The organism is Pseudomonas sp. NFPP25, from assembly GCF_900116505.1.
GTDB classification, from domain to species: domain Bacteria; phylum Pseudomonadota; class Gammaproteobacteria; order Pseudomonadales; family Pseudomonadaceae; genus Aquipseudomonas; species Aquipseudomonas protegens.
Map to the genome: position 1 here is coordinate 682,509 of NZ_FPBG01000001.1, position 15,019 is coordinate 697,527.

The 15,019-nt window shown below is 62.5% G+C and carries 17 protein-coding genes; 5 read left to right on the plus strand and 12 right to left on the minus strand.

From position 1 onward, the window contains the following. Positions 1 to 65: 65 nt before the first annotated feature. The gene (locus tag BM382_RS02880; protein ID WP_015635695.1) at positions 66 to 332 is read right to left on the minus strand and encodes a hypothetical protein; all 267 of its coding nucleotides are present in this window, start codon (positions 330 to 332) and stop codon (positions 66 to 68) included. A 353-nt stretch (positions 333 to 685) separates the two neighbouring features. On the opposite strand from BM382_RS02880, the gene BM382_RS02885 reads away from it, so the two are divergent. Next, positions 686 to 2,011, plus strand: coding sequence for a sigma-54 dependent transcriptional regulator (locus BM382_RS02885; RefSeq protein ID WP_011061411.1), 1,326 nt, complete (start codon positions 686 to 688; stop codon positions 2,009 to 2,011). A gap of 70 nt (positions 2,012 to 2,081) precedes the next feature. Here BM382_RS02885 and BM382_RS02890 read toward each other — a convergent pair whose 3' ends face one another. The 9 genes from BM382_RS02890 to BM382_RS02930 form a co-directional block, all read right to left on the minus strand. Continuing rightward, positions 2,082 to 3,377: a coiled-coil domain-containing protein gene (locus BM382_RS02890; protein ID WP_011061410.1), complete on the minus strand. Its 1,296-nt coding sequence runs from the start codon at positions 3,375 to 3,377 to the stop codon at positions 2,082 to 2,084. A gap of 54 nt (positions 3,378 to 3,431) precedes the next feature. Then, the gene (locus BM382_RS02895) at positions 3,432 to 4,166 is read right to left on the minus strand and encodes a hypothetical protein (protein ID WP_011061409.1); all 735 of its coding nucleotides are present in this window, start codon (positions 4,164 to 4,166) and stop codon (positions 3,432 to 3,434) included. 48 nt (positions 4,167 to 4,214) lie between these two features. Next, positions 4,215 to 4,895: a C39 family peptidase gene (locus BM382_RS02900; RefSeq protein ID WP_011061408.1), complete on the minus strand. Its 681-nt coding sequence runs from the start codon at positions 4,893 to 4,895 to the stop codon at positions 4,215 to 4,217. A 64-nt stretch (positions 4,896 to 4,959) separates the two neighbouring features. After that, positions 4,960 to 5,949, minus strand: a complete 990-nt coding sequence (locus tag BM382_RS02905; protein ID WP_011061407.1) for a hypothetical protein — start codon at positions 5,947 to 5,949, stop codon at positions 4,960 to 4,962. A 63-nt stretch (positions 5,950 to 6,012) separates the two neighbouring features. Next, on the minus strand, positions 6,013 to 6,591 hold the full coding sequence (locus tag BM382_RS02910) for a hypothetical protein (protein ID WP_011061406.1): 579 nt from the start codon (positions 6,589 to 6,591) through the stop codon (positions 6,013 to 6,015). 1 nt (position 6,592) lies between these two features. Then, a complete protein-coding gene (locus BM382_RS02915; RefSeq protein WP_011061405.1) occupies positions 6,593 to 7,039 on the minus strand; it encodes a hypothetical protein in 447 nt (148 codons plus the stop codon). A 328-nt stretch (positions 7,040 to 7,367) separates the two neighbouring features. Then, positions 7,368 to 7,892, minus strand: coding sequence for an AAA family ATPase (locus BM382_RS02920; protein ID WP_011061404.1), 525 nt, complete (start codon positions 7,890 to 7,892; stop codon positions 7,368 to 7,370). Beyond that, a complete protein-coding gene (gene pnuC / locus BM382_RS02925; RefSeq protein WP_011061403.1) occupies positions 7,889 to 8,452 on the minus strand; it encodes a nicotinamide riboside transporter PnuC in 564 nt (187 codons plus the stop codon). Before pnuC ends, BM382_RS02920 begins: the two co-directional genes overlap by 4 nt. A gap of 89 nt (positions 8,453 to 8,541) precedes the next feature. Continuing rightward, entirely contained in the window at positions 8,542 to 10,176 is a 1,635-nt protein-coding gene (locus tag BM382_RS02930; protein WP_011061402.1) for a methyl-accepting chemotaxis protein, read from the minus strand. Positions 10,177 to 10,470: 294 nt separating this feature from the next. Here BM382_RS02930 and BM382_RS02935 point away from each other — a divergent pair, with 294 nt between their 5' ends. Together BM382_RS02935 and BM382_RS02940 are read left to right on the plus strand one after the other, a co-directional pair. Then, complete coding sequence (locus BM382_RS02935; protein WP_011061401.1) at positions 10,471 to 11,301, plus strand: undecaprenyl-diphosphate phosphatase; 831 nt, start codon at positions 10,471 to 10,473, stop codon at positions 11,299 to 11,301. Next, positions 11,298 to 11,720 (plus strand): DUF1294 domain-containing protein, encoded by a 423-nt coding sequence (locus BM382_RS02940; protein WP_011061400.1) that lies wholly within the window; start codon positions 11,298 to 11,300, stop codon positions 11,718 to 11,720. The genes BM382_RS02935 and BM382_RS02940 overlap by 4 nt, the downstream gene beginning before the upstream one ends. On the opposite strand, the gene BM382_RS02945 is transcribed toward BM382_RS02940, so the two are convergent. Both BM382_RS02945 and BM382_RS02950 read right to left on the minus strand, forming a co-directional pair. Continuing rightward, the gene (locus BM382_RS02945; RefSeq protein ID WP_169891849.1) at positions 11,717 to 12,061 is read right to left on the minus strand and encodes an MmcQ/YjbR family DNA-binding protein; all 345 of its coding nucleotides are present in this window, start codon (positions 12,059 to 12,061) and stop codon (positions 11,717 to 11,719) included. The two genes, BM382_RS02940 and BM382_RS02945, sit on opposite strands and share 4 nt — an antisense overlap. 11 nt (positions 12,062 to 12,072) lie before the next feature. Then, positions 12,073 to 12,981 (minus strand): LysR substrate-binding domain-containing protein, encoded by a 909-nt coding sequence (locus BM382_RS02950; RefSeq protein ID WP_011061398.1) that lies wholly within the window; start codon positions 12,979 to 12,981, stop codon positions 12,073 to 12,075. A 133-nt stretch (positions 12,982 to 13,114) separates the two neighbouring features. On the opposite strand from BM382_RS02950, the gene BM382_RS02955 reads away from it, so the two are divergent. Together BM382_RS02955 and BM382_RS02960 are read left to right on the plus strand one after the other, a co-directional pair. Next, positions 13,115 to 13,726 carry an FMN-dependent NADH-azoreductase gene (locus tag BM382_RS02955; protein ID WP_011061397.1) on the plus strand — a complete coding sequence of 204 codons (612 nt, stop codon included), beginning with the start codon at positions 13,115 to 13,117 and terminating at the stop codon, positions 13,724 to 13,726. A gap of 254 nt (positions 13,727 to 13,980) precedes the next feature. Then, positions 13,981 to 15,018 (plus strand): alpha/beta hydrolase family protein, encoded by a 1,038-nt coding sequence (locus BM382_RS02960; RefSeq protein ID WP_011061396.1) that lies wholly within the window; start codon positions 13,981 to 13,983, stop codon positions 15,016 to 15,018. The last annotated feature ends 1 nt before the right edge of the window (position 15,019 follow it).

The window sequence follows — 15,019 nt, forward strand, 5'->3', positions numbered from 1 at the left end:
AGGGTGCTTAGTTGTTTGCTTTAAATAACGGATCACCCCTTCGGGTGATCCGTTAACAGCATCGCTTACTTGGGCATGGCCCAGGACTGCAAGGTATAACCGTCCTGGCTCAGTTCGGCGCGGGCCTGTTTGAGCAGGTCTTCCAGCTGGGCTGGATCGGAGTAGGCACTGCTGGGAATCTGGGTGTGGCCAATACGGGTGCTGGTGCGGTCGATGACGGTCAGGCTGAGCTCGCCATTACCGTCCTGTGGAGCCCAGGCCACGCATTGAAAAGGCTGGAATGCGCGGTCGGCGATCAAAAGTGCTTCGTTGATACGGAGCGGGGCGTTCATGGGGTCTTCTCTCTGTGTGCCCAATCAAATGATGTGCCGTCGGTTGGGCTTACCGTTCGGCTGGTCATTTGTACTGATGCACCGAGGTAGCACTCGGGTCACACTGAAAAACAAGTTTTTACAACTTTCGTGCATAGGCCTTGTGGCCGGGCCCTTAGTTGCGGGGGCTGGATAAAACAACTGCGACAATCAGTCGCTCGTGAACAGCTTGGAGTCCCACGTTAGTTCCTTTGGTAATCAGCGCTATAAGCAATTGATACATTCCACCGTCAAGTTCTTGCTAATGTTACAGCCAGGTTTTCCAAATCACTGTTTCTAATAACTTTTCCATACCCTGGCGCCAAGGAACAGTCATGCTCGAAGCCCCTGTGCAGCGCCGTTTGCTGGTGGTCGATCCCTGTGACGATTGCCATCGCCTGTTACCCGGTTTGCGCACCATTGGCTGGGATGTCGACAGCTGTGACCTGGAGTCCGCTCGCGAACGCTCCTGCGATGTCGGCCTGCTGCGCCTGCAGCCTTTTCACCTGGAGCGCCCGGAGGCGGTCAAGGACCTGATCAGCCGCAGCGGCACCGAGTGGATCGCAGTATTGAGCCAGGAAGTGCTGCGCCTGCAGAAGGTCGGGGATTTCGTCTGCGAGTGGTTTTTCGACTTCCACACCCTGCCGTTCGACGTGTCGCGGGTCCAGGTGACCCTCGGCCGGGCGTTCGGCATGGCGCGCCTGCGGGGCCAGGGCTCGATCCATGTGGACCAGCCCGAGCATGAGTTGCTGGGCAATAGCCGGCCGATCCGCGACTTGCGCAAGCTGCTGGGCAAGCTGGCGCCCACCGAGTCGCCCGTGCTGATCCGAGGCGAAAGCGGCACCGGCAAGGAGCTGGTGGCGCGTACCCTGCATCGTCAGTCCCAGCGCCACGACAAACCCTTTGTCGCCATCAACTGCGGGGCGATTCCCGAACACCTGATCCAGTCCGAACTGTTCGGGCACGAGAAGGGCGCCTTTACCGGCGCCCATCAACGCAAGGTCGGGCGCATCGAGGCGGCCCATGGCGGCACCTTGTTTCTTGACGAGATCGGCGACCTGCCGCTGGAACTGCAGGCCAATCTGCTGCGCTTCCTGCAGGAAAAGCACATCGAACGGGTAGGGGGCAGCCAGCCGATTCCGGTGGATGTTCGGGTTCTGGCGGCCACCCACGTCGACCTGGAAGCGGCCATTACCAGCGGGCGCTTCCGTGAGGACCTCTACTACCGCCTGAATGTGCTGCAAGTGATCACCGCGCCGTTGCGCGAGCGCCATGGCGACCTGGGCATGCTGGCCAGCCATTTTGCCCACTTCTATAGCCAGGAAACCGGGCGCCGGCCCCGCAGTTTCAGCGAGGATGCCCTGGTGGCCATGGGCAAGCATGATTGGCCGGGCAATGTCCGCGAACTGGCCAACCGGGTGCGTCGCGGCCTGGTGCTGGCCGAGGGGCGGCAGATCCAGGCCAGCGACCTGGGCCTGCTCAGCCTGCAGGCCCAGGACCTGCCCATGGGCACCCTCGAAGACTACAAGCACCGCGCCGAGCGCCAGGCCCTGTGCGACGTGTTGAACCGGCACAGCGACAACCTCAGCGTGGCGGCGCGGGTCCTGGGGATCTCGCGCCCGACCTTCTACCGTTTGCTGCACAAGCACCAGATCCGCTAGGGCGGGGAGAAACGCCAAGGCCCGCTGCGATTGGGGAATCGCAGCGGGCCTTGGCGTTTTTGCCGGTGGGTCAGAAGTAGTAGGGGAATTTCAGGCTGAAGGTGAAGGCCGGAGCATCCTCGGTCATGCCGATGGACAGGTTGGGTACGATGGTCAGGTTGTCGGAGGCGGCAATCGTCATGCCGACGTTGAAGTAGCCGGCGTTGGCATCGCTGGAGACCACCGACTGCCAGTCGCCACCGTCCTGCTTGAGCTTGCTTTTACGCTGCACCAGGTCGGAAACCGAGAAGGACATACTCATCTTCTCGTTGAGCGCAAAGGCGACACCGGCGCCGATCTGGAAGCTGTCGCCCAGGCGCACCTTGCCGGGGGTCTTGCTGCCCACTGTCGAGCTGATGTCATCGAAGGACTCTTCCAGGTTGTGGGTATAGGCCAGAGTCCCGAACAGCACGGCCGGATCGAAGGTCTTGACCAGGGAGATCCCGGGGGTGACCGACCAGACGCCGTTACCGGTGGGCAGGCTTTCAGGCACATAGAGGTTGTTGTTGGCAGAGGACTGCACCAGCTTGATGCCGAATGGGTCCTTGCCGGTAGGGGCTTTGACGCGCAAGGTTGCCACCGCGTCGGGCCAGAACTCGGACTCGTCGAGGAACTTGTAGGCCACGCCGAAGTTCACGTCCCCCAATGTCGGGTCGCGGGTGACCGACTCTTCGGTGGTCTGGGTGCCTGAGCCGCCGCCACCGCCGGATTGGAAGGTGGATTCGCGATAGACCACGGGTGCGTTGATATCGAATTGCCAGCGGTTGTTGAGGTTGTAGCGCGCGGTCAGGTCGAGGGTCCAGGTATCGGACTTGATCCGGTCCAGGTTGATGTTGCCGAGAAAGATCGAATCCAGCGCCAGGAAGCCGTTGACTGTCAGTTGGCGGGCATCGTAGCGGGCATAGGTCAAGCCGGTCTCGACGCTGAACTTGCCGCCGCCAAAGAAGCCACTGGCCTCGTCGTAGAGGTTGCTGACGCTTTGTGCCGGTTCCGAATCATCCTTGAGGGACTGGCCATAGGAAGCGCCTCCTGCAGCGCCTCCGGAAGCGGCACCGGCCCCAGTACCGGCGACCTGTTGATTGCCTTTCAGGTCAGCAGGTGATTTGGCCAGGCGCTTGGGAGGCGGAGCCGCCGGTTGATCCTCCACTTGGCGAACCCGTTGTTCCAGCACCGCGAGGGCCTTCTGCTGCACTTCGTAACGTTGCTTGAGTTCCAGAAGCTCTCGTTTCAGGGTCTCTACATCGGCGTCCGGCGCCGCTTGTACCAGCGCCGCCGGGAATAGAGTGCTTAAACAGACTATTGCGCGCAGTGAAACCGATCGATACATGAAATAAACCGTCCCTTGTGAACCCCAATGGTCGAGAATCAGCGTAGTTCAAGATCAGAATTTGCGTAGAGCGTTGAGCGTACTCAAATTACAGTCCAAAGCACCGGTGCTGGGACCGTTGTTCCTGAGCACCACATTGAGCTGTGTCATGTTGTTCACCAGGTTGCTGTTACCCATCAACTGGGTGTTCTGCAGCAAATTGCCCTGGGCCACTTGCTGCAAGGCATTGCCCTGGTTGCCGCTGGCCTGAATGGCCATCTGGATGCCACCGTTGAGGGCCGACACCGCCACACTGCCGGCTGCGTTGCTGCCGGTGATGGTCTGGCCGCTGATCAATGCCTGCCCCACACCGGCCGCCAGTGCCGGCGCCTGATTGGCTTCTGTGACATTGATATTGATGTTGTTGTAGGCCGAGTTGCCGTCGCCGGCGGCCCTTACGCTCTGGGTTACGCCCTGGCCGCTGGCCAGCCCTGCGCCGCCGATCACGTTGCCGGTCCCGGGCGGGGGCGTAGTGCCATTGCCGGCCTGGCTGATGGTGGAGACGTAGAATTGCGGTTTGATCGTGGCTTGCTGGATCTGCAGCGAAGTGGACGCGCCGATCAGGTCACCGCTGGCGTTGCGCCAGGTACTGCTCATGACAATGCCGAAGCTGATGATCCGCCCCGGCATGACGTAACGGCCCCGCAACTGCGACAGTTCCTGATCCTGGATGAGTTCGGGCTTGAAACCAGCATGTGCTGGAAGAGCTGCTGCCAGGCAGGCGGCGGCCAGCCAGTATGAAGTCTTCATCTGCTTGCTGCTCCCGGAGCATCCTGCCCCTTTATAGTGTTTGCGCTTCTAGAAGAAGTCGCTCTGGATGAAGCCGAAGTCCATCAAGTCCGCGTCCCTGACCGGGTAGAAGTTATCGAGCTTGTTCTTCGCGGTCAGTGGGGCTGGCGGGTCGAGCAAGGCGTTGGCCTTGTCGTAGCCAGGGCCGATGATGGCGAACACGATACCGTTCCAGCCTTTGACGAAGTCATCATGGGTGTAGCGCTTGTGGCCCAGCACTGGATCACCGATATAGACCCAGCCTTTCTGCGCCCGCTGCATCACCACGAAGTGCTTGTAGCCGCGAATCTCCATCAGTACCACCACCGGGATGGTCACCGCTTCGAGCTTGTCGGGCGGAATCCGGTAGCCTCGGGCGCGCATGCCGATGCTTTCTACGTAGCGCTTCATATCGAGCATGGAAAAGCCCTGGGTGCGAACCAGGCCCTGATCCGAATTGACCAGCATGCCCTTGATGACGTGCTCCTCATCGACATCAAGCCAGTAGGCTTGACGCAGAATGGTCGCCAGTGCGGCGGCACCGCAGCTGAAGTCGGTCTTCTGTTCGACGATGTCGCTGAACTTGCGCTCGCGCACGCTCTGCACCTGTTTGAAGATCAGGTTGCCACCGGGCAGGCCGGCCACCGCCATCTGCGCAGCCTGGACTGGAGCACAGAGGCAAAGCAAGAGAGAGAGGATCGCAGTACGCATGATCGTTACGCCTGAGTCGGACTGTGGAAAAGCCCCGTTTCCGGGGCTTTCGTTACGATCGCGATTACATGCAGGCTTTGCAGCCAGCAGCGATGGACAGCGAGTTGCTTTGTTGGTTGCCCACACCGGCCGAGACGTTGGCGCCGCCGTTGCCGGAGAAGCCGTTCATCGAGTTGGTCATGCTGGCGTTGTTGACCACTGGGTTTTTCCAGCCGTCTTTGGTCAGCACTTGCTGGGTCCAGTAGCCAGCCAGTTCGATGGTGCCTTGTTCTTTGAAGGTGAATTTTTGATCGTCGTTGCCGTGGCCTTTGTTGTCGCCATAGCCATGGCCGCTGTGATCGTCGCCACCTTCGATTTTGCCGCTGCCGGTGCCTTTGTAGGTGCCGGAGGCAACGAAGCCGCCAGAGAGGGTGTCTTTTTTGTAGGCCTGGACACCTTTGTTATCCACGACCAGATTGGTCGACTGCTGGTTGGCCGAAGCAGCGGCAGTGGCTACGCGGCCACCGGAAACGGCAATGGCCAGGTTGTTTTTCTGTTGGTTGAAGTCGCCGGCGGTCACGTTGATGCCGATGTTGCCGGAACCGTTGTTGCCGGAGTTGTTGAGCACGGCGTTGTTCTGAGTCGAGGAGTTTTTCACGTAGTTGTTGTTGTTGACCTGGGTGGCGCTGGAAGCGGCCACGGCACTGCCGAAGATGAAGCTTTCGTCAGCGGTTGCCAGGGCAGCGGCATTGTCTTGTTGGTTGCCGTCGCCGGCGGCGACGTTGGCACCCATGTTGCCGTTGGAGTTGTTCAGGGAGTTGTCGGCCTTGGCGTTGTTGTTGGTGCCCTGGTTTTTCACTACGTTGGTGTTGCTGTTCTGCACATCGATGACTGCGGCACCGGCTCCAGCGGTGATTTGCAGCAGAGTGCTGAGGTCCGGACCTTGATCGTGATCGCCATGGCCGTTGCCATGACCGCCGTTGTTACCATGATCGTTACCACCTGCCTGAGCAGCCATTGCCATGACGGCGGCCAGTGCGAAAACCAGTGGTTTGAGAGCCATTGTAGGTTTCATGGTGTTTCTCCGGTGCTTATTAGTTGGTTAAGTGTTGGTACTTTCTAATTGCACTACGAGGGGTCAATCTGCGACCCGGATGCTCAGGGTGTTAGCCATTCGGTTCCCCACCCCGGCACTCTGGTTCACCTGAATCACTCCACGGCTGCCGGTGAAGGCCTGGTCGCTGGTAACGACCTGGCGGCTGCCTTGTTGAGTGCCAGTTGCTCCTGAGTCTGGTAACAGCGCCACGTTCTGTTGCGACAGGGCGCTGTCGTCAATGCTTTGCGGATTGGCACTGATGCTGATCCGCAGGGCATTGGCCATCTGGTTGTTGGCCCCGGCCGACTGGTTCACGCCCAGTGCGCCGTTGCCTTTGCTGAAAGAGTTGCCGCCGATGGTGCTGCTGGCGTTGACCGCGCGGCTGGCGGCGGTGGTGATCTTCTGGGTCACGCTGGTGGTTGCCGTGGCGTTGGTGCCGATGGCAATGGCCCGTACGTTGGTCTGTTGCTGTTGGTCGCCGGCGGCCTGGTTGACGTTGAAGTTGCCGGTATAGCCTGCGCCGGAGTTCTGGATGTTCGAGGTATCGGTGACTGGGCTGGCCGAGTCGGCCATGGCCCCGGTGCAGGTCAGCAAGGCGAGGAACAGCAGGGAGCGACTCATGTTATTGCCCTCCAATGTTGCTCAAGGGAGCCATGCCGGAGCTGATGCTGCGGTTGATCGAGTTGGAGATGCTGGCGCCCGCACCGCCGCCATGGCCGGCGGACATGCCGGGCAGGCCGTTGTTGTTGGTCAGTACATTCATGCCGGGTACACCGGCGCTGCCGGACAGCACCGTGCCGCGGACCAGCGCTCCGGTCTTGATTCCGGCAAAGTCGCCATCGCTCATTTCATTACTGGTCATCTGATTGACCAGGACCGACGGGTTGGTGTTGACCTCGACGGGGTTGGGATCTTTTTGCAAAGGTGCGCGGCCGATGGGCTGCGCCTGGACGGTGCGCTGGATGATGATTTCGCCATTCCCCGCAGCCATCACCGGAAGGCTGTACACCGCGCTGACGGCGCAGCCGATCAGCAGTAGGCGGGTGAAACTTTTATTCAGCGTCCCCACGGCGGTATTCCTTCTTCTCAGTGCTGGCCCTAGCCGGCGTTGCGAGGAAGAGAGCAGAAGCCGTGCCGCTTTTTGTTTGTTTTTAAGATTCAACGGCTTGCGAACGCTGCGGGGCGTCGGCTTTCGGGACTGTTTCAGGGATGAGACAAGTACCCCCGACGGCCATTGGCCATAACCGGGGCAACGCTCTGGAACAGGGGTTGCTGCGGGGGTGTATCAGGGGCTTAACAGTTTGCCCGGCCGTGGGCGCCACCGCGGAAAATGGCGGCCTGATGGCCAGGCAGGTGTTTCAGGGATGGACACTTGTGGCCCTGCGGCACTGCACCGATCACGCTTGCAGCAGTTGCCGGACCTGCTCGAAGGCCTGTTGCCGGCGGGCTTGCCAGTCGCCGCCAATGATGCGGTACGGCTGGCGGTGTTGCTCCAGCCAATGGCGGGTAGCCTCGAAGAACGCCATGCGTTCTGCCAGTTGTGGCTGGCAGCGCTGGCCGTCGTCGCTCCAGGCCACATCTTCCGGCGACAGCAGCAGGTGCAGGTCGTAGTGGCGGGCCAGCAGTTGGGGTTCCAGCCACGGCGGGCAGTCGCCGAACAGGGTCTGGCTCCAGAGTTGGTTGCTTAACAGGTGGGTATCGAGAATCAGCAGTCCAGGTTGCTGGGCGCGGGCCTGATCTTCCCAGGCGAGCTGGCCCCGGGCGATCTCGGGAATGTCCGCCAGGCAGGTGTCGCGGCCCTGCTGCTCGATGAAGTGGCGCACGTATTCGCCCACCTGGATGCCACCGAAGTGGGCTTGCAGCTCGCTCGCCAGCCAGCTCTTGCCGCTGGACTCGGGGCCGGTCAGTACCAGGACCTTCACGACTGCAGGGCCGGGTCGGCGCGCCAGGCTCGCCAGCCCTGGACGGCCAGCAGGGTGAACAGGGCATACAGCGCCGCCGTCAGGTAGAGCTCCTTGTAGACGAACAGCCCGACGAAAATCACATCCACGGCAATCCACAGCGGCCAGCATTGCACGCGCTTCTGCGCCATCCACCACTGCGCCACCAGGCTGAAGGCGGTCAAGGCGGCGTCCAGCCAGGGCTGCGCGGCGTCGGTCCAGTGGGCCATGGCAGCCCCCAGCAGCAGGCTGCCCATTGCGCCCAGGGCCAGCCCCTGTAGCAGTCCGCTGGACTGCAACTGGCTGACCGGCCGCCCCTGGTGCTGTTCGCCGCCCCGGGTCCACTGCCACCAGCCATAGAGCTGCAGCACCGCGTAGACCACCTGCAGGAGCATGTCGGAATAGAGCTTGACCTCGTAGAAGATCCAGCTGTACAGCAGCACCATGACCAGGCCGATGGGCCAGCACCAGGGGTTCTGTTTGACCGTCAGCCAGACGGCGATCACGCCGAGGGCGGCGGCAAACAGTTCAAGCCCGGACATGGCGGTTCCTTGGGGAAATGGAGGAGGGGGGCGATTGTACCCAGAGTCGGCCCCGGGCGTCAGTCCGGGGCCTTGGGTTCAGCGAGGGGTCAGACGCGGAACTGGCGCAACAGGCCGTTGAGCTGCTCCGACAGCTCCTTGAGGTGGCGGCTGGCGGCGCTGGAGTGCTGGGCCGCCAGGGCCGTGCCCTGGGACAGGCCGGCTGCCTGGCCGACGTTGTGGTTGATGTCTTCCACCACATGGGCCTGTTCCAGGGTGGCGCTGGCAATCGTCGCGTTCAGGCCGTTGAGGTTGCGCAGTGCCTGGCCGATGGCGTTGAGGCTGGCGCCGGCCAGCCCGGCCTGCTCGATGGTCAGTTGCGAGGCTCGGCTGCTATCGCCGATGACCTTGACCGCCGCTTCGGAGTGGTTTTGCAGGCGCTCGATCATGCCCTGGATTTCCGCAGTGGACTGCTGGGTACGCTGGGCCAGCAGGCGCACTTCGTCGGCCACCACGGCAAAGCCGCGCCCTTGTTCCCCAGCCCGGGCCGCCTCGATGGCAGCGTTCAGGGCCAGCAGGTTGGTCTGTTCGGCAATCGAGCGGATCACCTCCAGCACCGTGCCGATCTGGGTGCTTTCCGCCGCCAGGGTGCGGATCACTTCCACCGCCTGGTCGATGGTCACCGAAAGCTGGTCGATCTGCTGCAAGCTGCCGTCGATGTTGACCTGGCCCTGCTGGGCCTGGGCCTCGGCCTCGCGCACCTCGGTGGCGGCGTGCTCGGCGTTGCGCGCCACATCCTGGACTGCGCTGGTGACCTGGCTGATAGCGGCCGCCACCTGTTCCATCTGTTGGGATTGCTGCTGGCTGCGCTCCTGGGCGTCGTTGGCGTTGCTACCCAGTTCGCTGGAGGACTGTTCCAGGGCTGCGGCGCTGGATTGCAGCTGCATCACCACACCGCGCAACTTGGCGGTAAAGCCGTTGAAGTGCCGGGCCAGTTCGGTGACCTCGTCCTGGCCGTGGGTGTCGAGGCTGCGGGTCAGGTCGCTTTCGCCGCTGGCGATGTTGGCCATGGCGTGCACCGTTTCGCGCAGCGGGCTGACAATGCTGCGCACGATCAGCACCACCAGGGCGGCCATCAGCAGGGCAATCACCAGGCCGATGGAGGAGGCGCGCAGTACCTGGGCGTAGAACTCGTCCTGCAGGTCGTCGATATAGACTCCGGAGCCGATGATCCAGCCCCAGGGCTGGAACAGCTGGATGTAGGAGGTCTTCTGGACCGGTTGCTCGGCGCCGGGCTTGGGCCAGCGGTAGTCCACCATGCCGCCGCCCTTGGCCTTGGCCAGGGTCACCATCTCGTTGAACACCTCGAAACCGTCCGGGTCCTTGACCGCGGCCAGGTTCTGCCCGTCGAGCTTGGGGTTGGCCGGGTGCATGATCATCACCGGCGTCAGGTCGTTGATCCAGAAGTAGTCATTCTGGTTGTAGCGCAGCCCGCGAATCACCTGCAGCGCCTGCTTCTGCGCCTGCTCGCGGGTCAGGCTGCCGGCGGCTTCCAGGCCCTGGTAGTAATTCAGTACGCCGGCGGCGGTCTGCACCACGTGCTGGGTCTTCTGCGCCTTGGCCAGGTACAGGTCCCCATGAATCTGCTTGAGCATCATCACGCCCAGGGTCACCAGGGTCAGCACCGCCACGATCAGGATCAGCCACAGGCGCTGACTGATGGACATCTTGCGTAAGCTATTCATCATCCGGTCACTCCAGATTCTTGTTCTTGTCATAAAAGGCCCGGAGCATCCAAGCATGCTGGCCTTCCAACGCCAACCCTACGGAAGTCCAATAACATCGCGGCGTGTTTTGCGCCTGTCTGTTAGGATTTCGGCGCCTTTGCCGAAAACCTGAACCTTTCTGAACTTTTCACATAATTTTCATGGGCTTGTGTTGATCTTACGAGCGCCGATTTCTCGGCTACGCTCGACGCAGCAAATGCTTTGACCAATTAAAAAGAGGCATGCCACGAGCATCGCCTCATGGGGGAATTGATGGATCTTTGGACCGCCGCACAGGCATTGATACTCGGGATTGTCGAAGGCCTGACCGAGTTTTTACCCATCAGCAGCACCGGACACCAGATCATTGTGGCCGACTTGCTCGACTTTGGCGGCGAGCGGGCGATGGCCTTCAACATCATTATCCAGTTGGGGGCGATCCTTGCGGTTGTCTGGGAATTTCGCCGCAAGATCCTCGATGTGGTGATCGGCCTGCCGACCCAGCCCAAGGCCCAGCGCTTCACGATCAACCTGTTGATCGCCTTCCTGCCGGCGGTGGTGCTGGGGGTGATCTTCGCCGACCTGATCCATGCCTACCTGTTCAACCCCATTACCGTGGCCACGGCCCTGGTGGTCGGCGGCCTCATCATGCTGTGGGCCGAGCGCCGGCAGCACCAGGTGCATGCCGAGACAGTGGACGACATCACCTGGAAGGACGCGCTCAAGGTCGGCTGCGCCCAGTGCCTGGCGATGATCCCGGGCACCTCGCGCTCGGGCTCCACCATCATCGGCGGTCTGCTGTTCGGCCTGTCGCGCAAGACCGCCACCGAGTTTTCGTTCTTCCTGGCCATGCCCACCATGGTCGGCGCCGCGGTGTATTCAGGCTACAAGTACCGCCATCTGTTCCAGCCCGATGACTTCCCGGTGTTCGCCATCGGCTTCGTCACCGCCTTTGTCTTCGCCATGATCGCGGTCAAGGGCCTGCTGAAGTTCATCGCCAGCCACAGCTACGCGGCCTTCGCCTGGTATCGCATTGCCTTCGGCCTGTTGATCCTGGCGACCTGGCAGTTCGGCTGGGTCGACTGGACGGCGGCCAAGCCATGAGTACGGCCCGGCGCCCGGCGTCCTCGGCCAGTGCTGCGCGGCTCCAGCATCCCCGGGCCAAGCTGCTGGCGTTCGTACTGCTGTGCGGGTTGCCGCTGTTCGGTTCGCTGTCGCTGTGGTGGAAGGGGATTTCGCTCATTCCCCTGATCGCCTATGGCGCGGTCAGCCTGCTGGCCTTCCTGGTCTACTGGCACGACAAGCGCCGGGCCCAGGCCGAGGGCCGGCGTACCCCGGAGAACGTCCTGCATGCCCTGGAACTGGCCGGTGGCTGGCCCGGGGCCTTGCTGGCCCAGCAGCTGTTGCGCCACAAGACCCGCAAGGTCTCCTACCAGTTGGTGTTCTGGCTGATCGTGGCCTTGCACCAGGTGTTCTGGATCGACCGGCTGTTCCTGGAAAGCAGCCTGCTGAGCCTGTTCTAGAGCAGCAAACCCACCTGAACCCGCTTGGGCAGCTTGCTCACCACCAACTGGTGAGAGCGCTGCAGCAGCGCCTCGAGCTCCGAGGCGCCCAGGGGGTAGGGGGTGTTCATGATGATCCAGTGCGCCCGGGCCAGGTAGGGCGCCGGCGCAATGCCCGGGCGGTCGACATGGCCGAGAAACAGCTCCTGATCGACCTTGAAGGCCAGCGAGTCGCCCCGCAGGTGCTGCACGGCGAACATCTTGTTGCCGGCAATCGAGAACACCCGCACACCGCCCCACTTGTAGTCTTCCCGCGCACCCGGCAGGCCCAGGCAGAATTGCGCCACTTGCTCTTCATTCAAGGTTCGGGCTGTCACAGCAGTCGTTCTCCGCAGCGTTCGAAGGATTCACTCAGGTGCTCGATCCAGGCGCGCACGGCCGGCATCACACCCCGGCGGTGAGGATACACGGCCTGCAGCCAGCCGCCGGGCAATGACCATTGCGGCAGCATCTGCACCAACTGGCCGCTGGCCAGTTCCTCCTCGCAATACAGCATGGGCAGCACAGTGCAGCCCTGGCCAGCGAGGGCACAGGCACGGCGCACGATGAAGTCGTCGATGCCCAGGCGTGCCTCCAGGGCCAGGTCGCAGGCCTGGCCTTGCTGGTCGAGCAGGCGCAGGTGCACCAGGCGGTCGGCCTCCAAGGCGCCGAGAATCGGCACGCGCCGCAGGTCTTCCGGATGCTCCACCGGGTATTGCCGGAGGAAGTCTGGGGTCGCCACGATCGCCGTCTGGGCCCGGCGCAGGCGCCGGGTCACCAGCAGCGGGTCTTCGTCGCCCAGCTCGCGCACCCGCAGGGCGACGTCCACACCCTCGTTGATCAGGTCGACACGGCGGTTGAGCAGGAGCATTTCCAGCTGCACCTGGGGGTACTTCTCCAGAAAGCTGCTGACCAGCGGTGTCAGCAGTTCGTGGGCCAGGCCCACCGGGCTCGACACCCGCAGGCGCCCGCGGGGTTCGCTGGCCATGCTGGCCACGGCTTCGTCGGCCATCTCCGCTTCCAGCAGCATGGCCTGGCAGTGGCGCAGGTAACGCTCGCCCACGGCAGTCAGGCTCAGTTGCCGGGTGGTGCGTTGCAGCAGCCGGGCGTTGAGGCGTTCTTCAAGCTCGGCGATACGCCGTGACAGCCGCGATTTGGGAATGCCCAGCAGCCGTCCGGCGGCGGCGAAGCCACCGGCTTCCACCACCTTGGCGAAGTAATAGAGGTCGTTGAGGTCTTGCATGATGATTTTTCGCTCGATTGTCCTGCTGATGGGACGAACTATCGCATTTATACCGGCTAATCAGCTATTGGTTTCATCTGTAGGATTGCCCACATCCGATCGCCCAGTGGCGGTCCTCACTTGGAGATCCCAGATGAAACTCTTGCATATCGATTCCAGCATTCTTGGTGACAACTCGGCCTCCCGTCAGCTCAGCCACAGTGTGGTCGAGGCCTGGAAAGCCGCTCATCCGGCCACCGTGGTGACCTACCGCGACCTGGCCAATGACGCCATCAGCCACTTCTCCGCCGCCACCCTGGTGGCTGCCGGTACCGCCGCGGAGCTGCGTGACGCCGCGCAGAAGCATGAGGCCCAGCTCAGCGCTCAGGCCCTGGCCGAATTCAAGGCTGCCGATACCGTGGTAGTCGCCGCGCCGATGTACAACTTCACCATTCCCACCCAACTCAAGGCCTGGATCGACCGCATCGCCGTGGCTGGCGAGACCTTTCGCTACACCGAAGCCGGCCCGCAAGGCCTGTGCGGCGGCAAGAAAGTGATTGTGGTGTCCACTTCCGGCGGCCTGCACGTGGGCCAGGCCACTGGGGTGGCTCACGAGGACTACCTGAAAGTGCTGTTCGGCTTCTTCGGCATCACCGATGTCGAATTCGTTCGCGCCCATGGCCTTGCCTATGGCGAGGAAGTACGCAGCAAAGCCATGAGCGACGCCCAGGCGCAGATCAGCCAGCAACTCTTCGCTGCCGCGTAAGGCTTGTGTAAAGAGCCTTTGCTGCACGGCAAGGGCCACTAAACTCTGTATTCTGCTCACCGCATGAAGTGGGCAGGGTGCGGAGTTTTTTTATTGTGGTGTTCAGGGTTTCTGGCCCGGGTTATGCAACACACGGAGCAAGGCTCCCGGCTTGTGCATCCCTGGCTACGGCGTGGTACAGCTGCAAGGCCTTGGCGGCAAGGGATGGCAGGGGAGAACGGCTTTCTCGATCCGGCGGCAAAGGTGGGCGTGCGATGAAACGTCTTTGTGCAATGTTACTGATCTGCCTGCTCAGCAGCCTGCTTTCGGTGCAGGCCGCCCCTGGGCCGCATCCGCACTGGAGCGTGGGCTTTCACGAGATGAGTTTTCTCGACCCCCTGGACCGGCAACCGATGCGCGCCATTGCCTTCTACCCATCCACCGGTATCGAGCACGGCAGCCAGCTTGAGGGCTATCAGATCGCGGCTTCGCGGGATGCCAAGATCGCCATCGGCCGCTTCCCGATGCTGATGCTGTCCCACGGTAACACTGGCACCCCTCTGGCCCTGCATGACCTGGCCACCTCTCTGGCACGCAAGGGCTTTGTCGTGGTGGCGGTGATTCACCCCGGCGACAACTCCAAGGACCACAGCCGTCTGGGTACCCTGAGCAATCTGTACGGGCGGCCGATCCAGATTTCCGAAGCCATCACCGCAACCCTCGGCGACCCGATGCTGTCGCCCTTCGTCAATGCCGACCAGGTGGGGGTGATCGGCTATTCCGCCGGTGGCGAGACCGCGTTGATTCTCTCCGGCGCCACGCCGGACCTGGACCGCTTGCGGCGCTACTGCCAGGAGCGCCCCAATGACCGGGATGCCTGCAACACCCAGGGCGAACTGATCGTCGACCGCGACGACCTGCAACCGGTAGCCGACCCCCGGGTGCATGCCTTGATGCTGCTGGCCCCCCTGAGCCTCAAGTTCGGCCGCCAGACCCTGGCCGGGGTGCATGTGCCGGTGCTGCTCTACAGTGGTGATGGCGACCAGTTGGTGGCGCTGGACAAGAACGCCGCGGCCCTGGCGCGCAAACTGCCGGTGGCCCCGGACTTCAAGCTGCTGGCCGGCGCCGGGCATTTCGTGTTCATGGCGCCTTGTTCCGCACAGCAGATGGCCGCGATGCCGGCGCTGTGCACCGATGCCGACGGCGTCGACCGTGAAGACATCCACCGCAACCTGATTCTCGAAGCCGGCAACTTCTTCGCCCATACCCTGGGCCGGCCAAGCCGGGCCGGGATGCAGACCGCCGATCAATGAC

Coding starts and splice junctions, on each gene's coding strand:
- BM382_RS02880 (WP_015635695.1), bottom strand. CDS start 332: ATGAACGCCCCGCTCCGTATCAACGAAGCACTTTTGATCGCCGACCGC.
- BM382_RS02885 (WP_011061411.1), top strand. CDS start 686: ATGCTCGAAGCCCCTGTGCAGCGCCGTTTGCTGGTGGTCGATCCCTGT.
- BM382_RS02890 (WP_011061410.1), bottom strand. CDS start 3,377: ATGTATCGATCGGTTTCACTGCGCGCAATAGTCTGTTTAAGCACTCTA.
- BM382_RS02895 (WP_011061409.1), bottom strand. CDS start 4,166: ATGAAGACTTCATACTGGCTGGCCGCCGCCTGCCTGGCAGCAGCTCTT.
- BM382_RS02900 (WP_011061408.1), bottom strand. CDS start 4,895: ATGCGTACTGCGATCCTCTCTCTCTTGCTTTGCCTCTGTGCTCCAGTC.
- BM382_RS02905 (WP_011061407.1), bottom strand. CDS start 5,949: ATGAAACCTACAATGGCTCTCAAACCACTGGTTTTCGCACTGGCCGCC.
- BM382_RS02910 (WP_011061406.1), bottom strand. CDS start 6,591: ATGAGTCGCTCCCTGCTGTTCCTCGCCTTGCTGACCTGCACCGGGGCC.
- pnuC (WP_011061403.1), bottom strand. CDS start 8,452: ATGTCCGGGCTTGAACTGTTTGCCGCCGCCCTCGGCGTGATCGCCGTC.
- BM382_RS02930 (WP_011061402.1), bottom strand. CDS start 10,176: ATGAATAGCTTACGCAAGATGTCCATCAGTCAGCGCCTGTGGCTGATC.
- BM382_RS02935 (WP_011061401.1), top strand. CDS start 10,471: ATGGATCTTTGGACCGCCGCACAGGCATTGATACTCGGGATTGTCGAA.
- BM382_RS02940 (WP_011061400.1), top strand. CDS start 11,298: ATGAGTACGGCCCGGCGCCCGGCGTCCTCGGCCAGTGCTGCGCGGCTC.
- BM382_RS02950 (WP_011061398.1), bottom strand. CDS start 12,981: ATGCAAGACCTCAACGACCTCTATTACTTCGCCAAGGTGGTGGAAGCC.
- BM382_RS02955 (WP_011061397.1), top strand. CDS start 13,115: ATGAAACTCTTGCATATCGATTCCAGCATTCTTGGTGACAACTCGGCC.
- BM382_RS02960 (WP_011061396.1), top strand. CDS start 13,981: ATGAAACGTCTTTGTGCAATGTTACTGATCTGCCTGCTCAGCAGCCTG.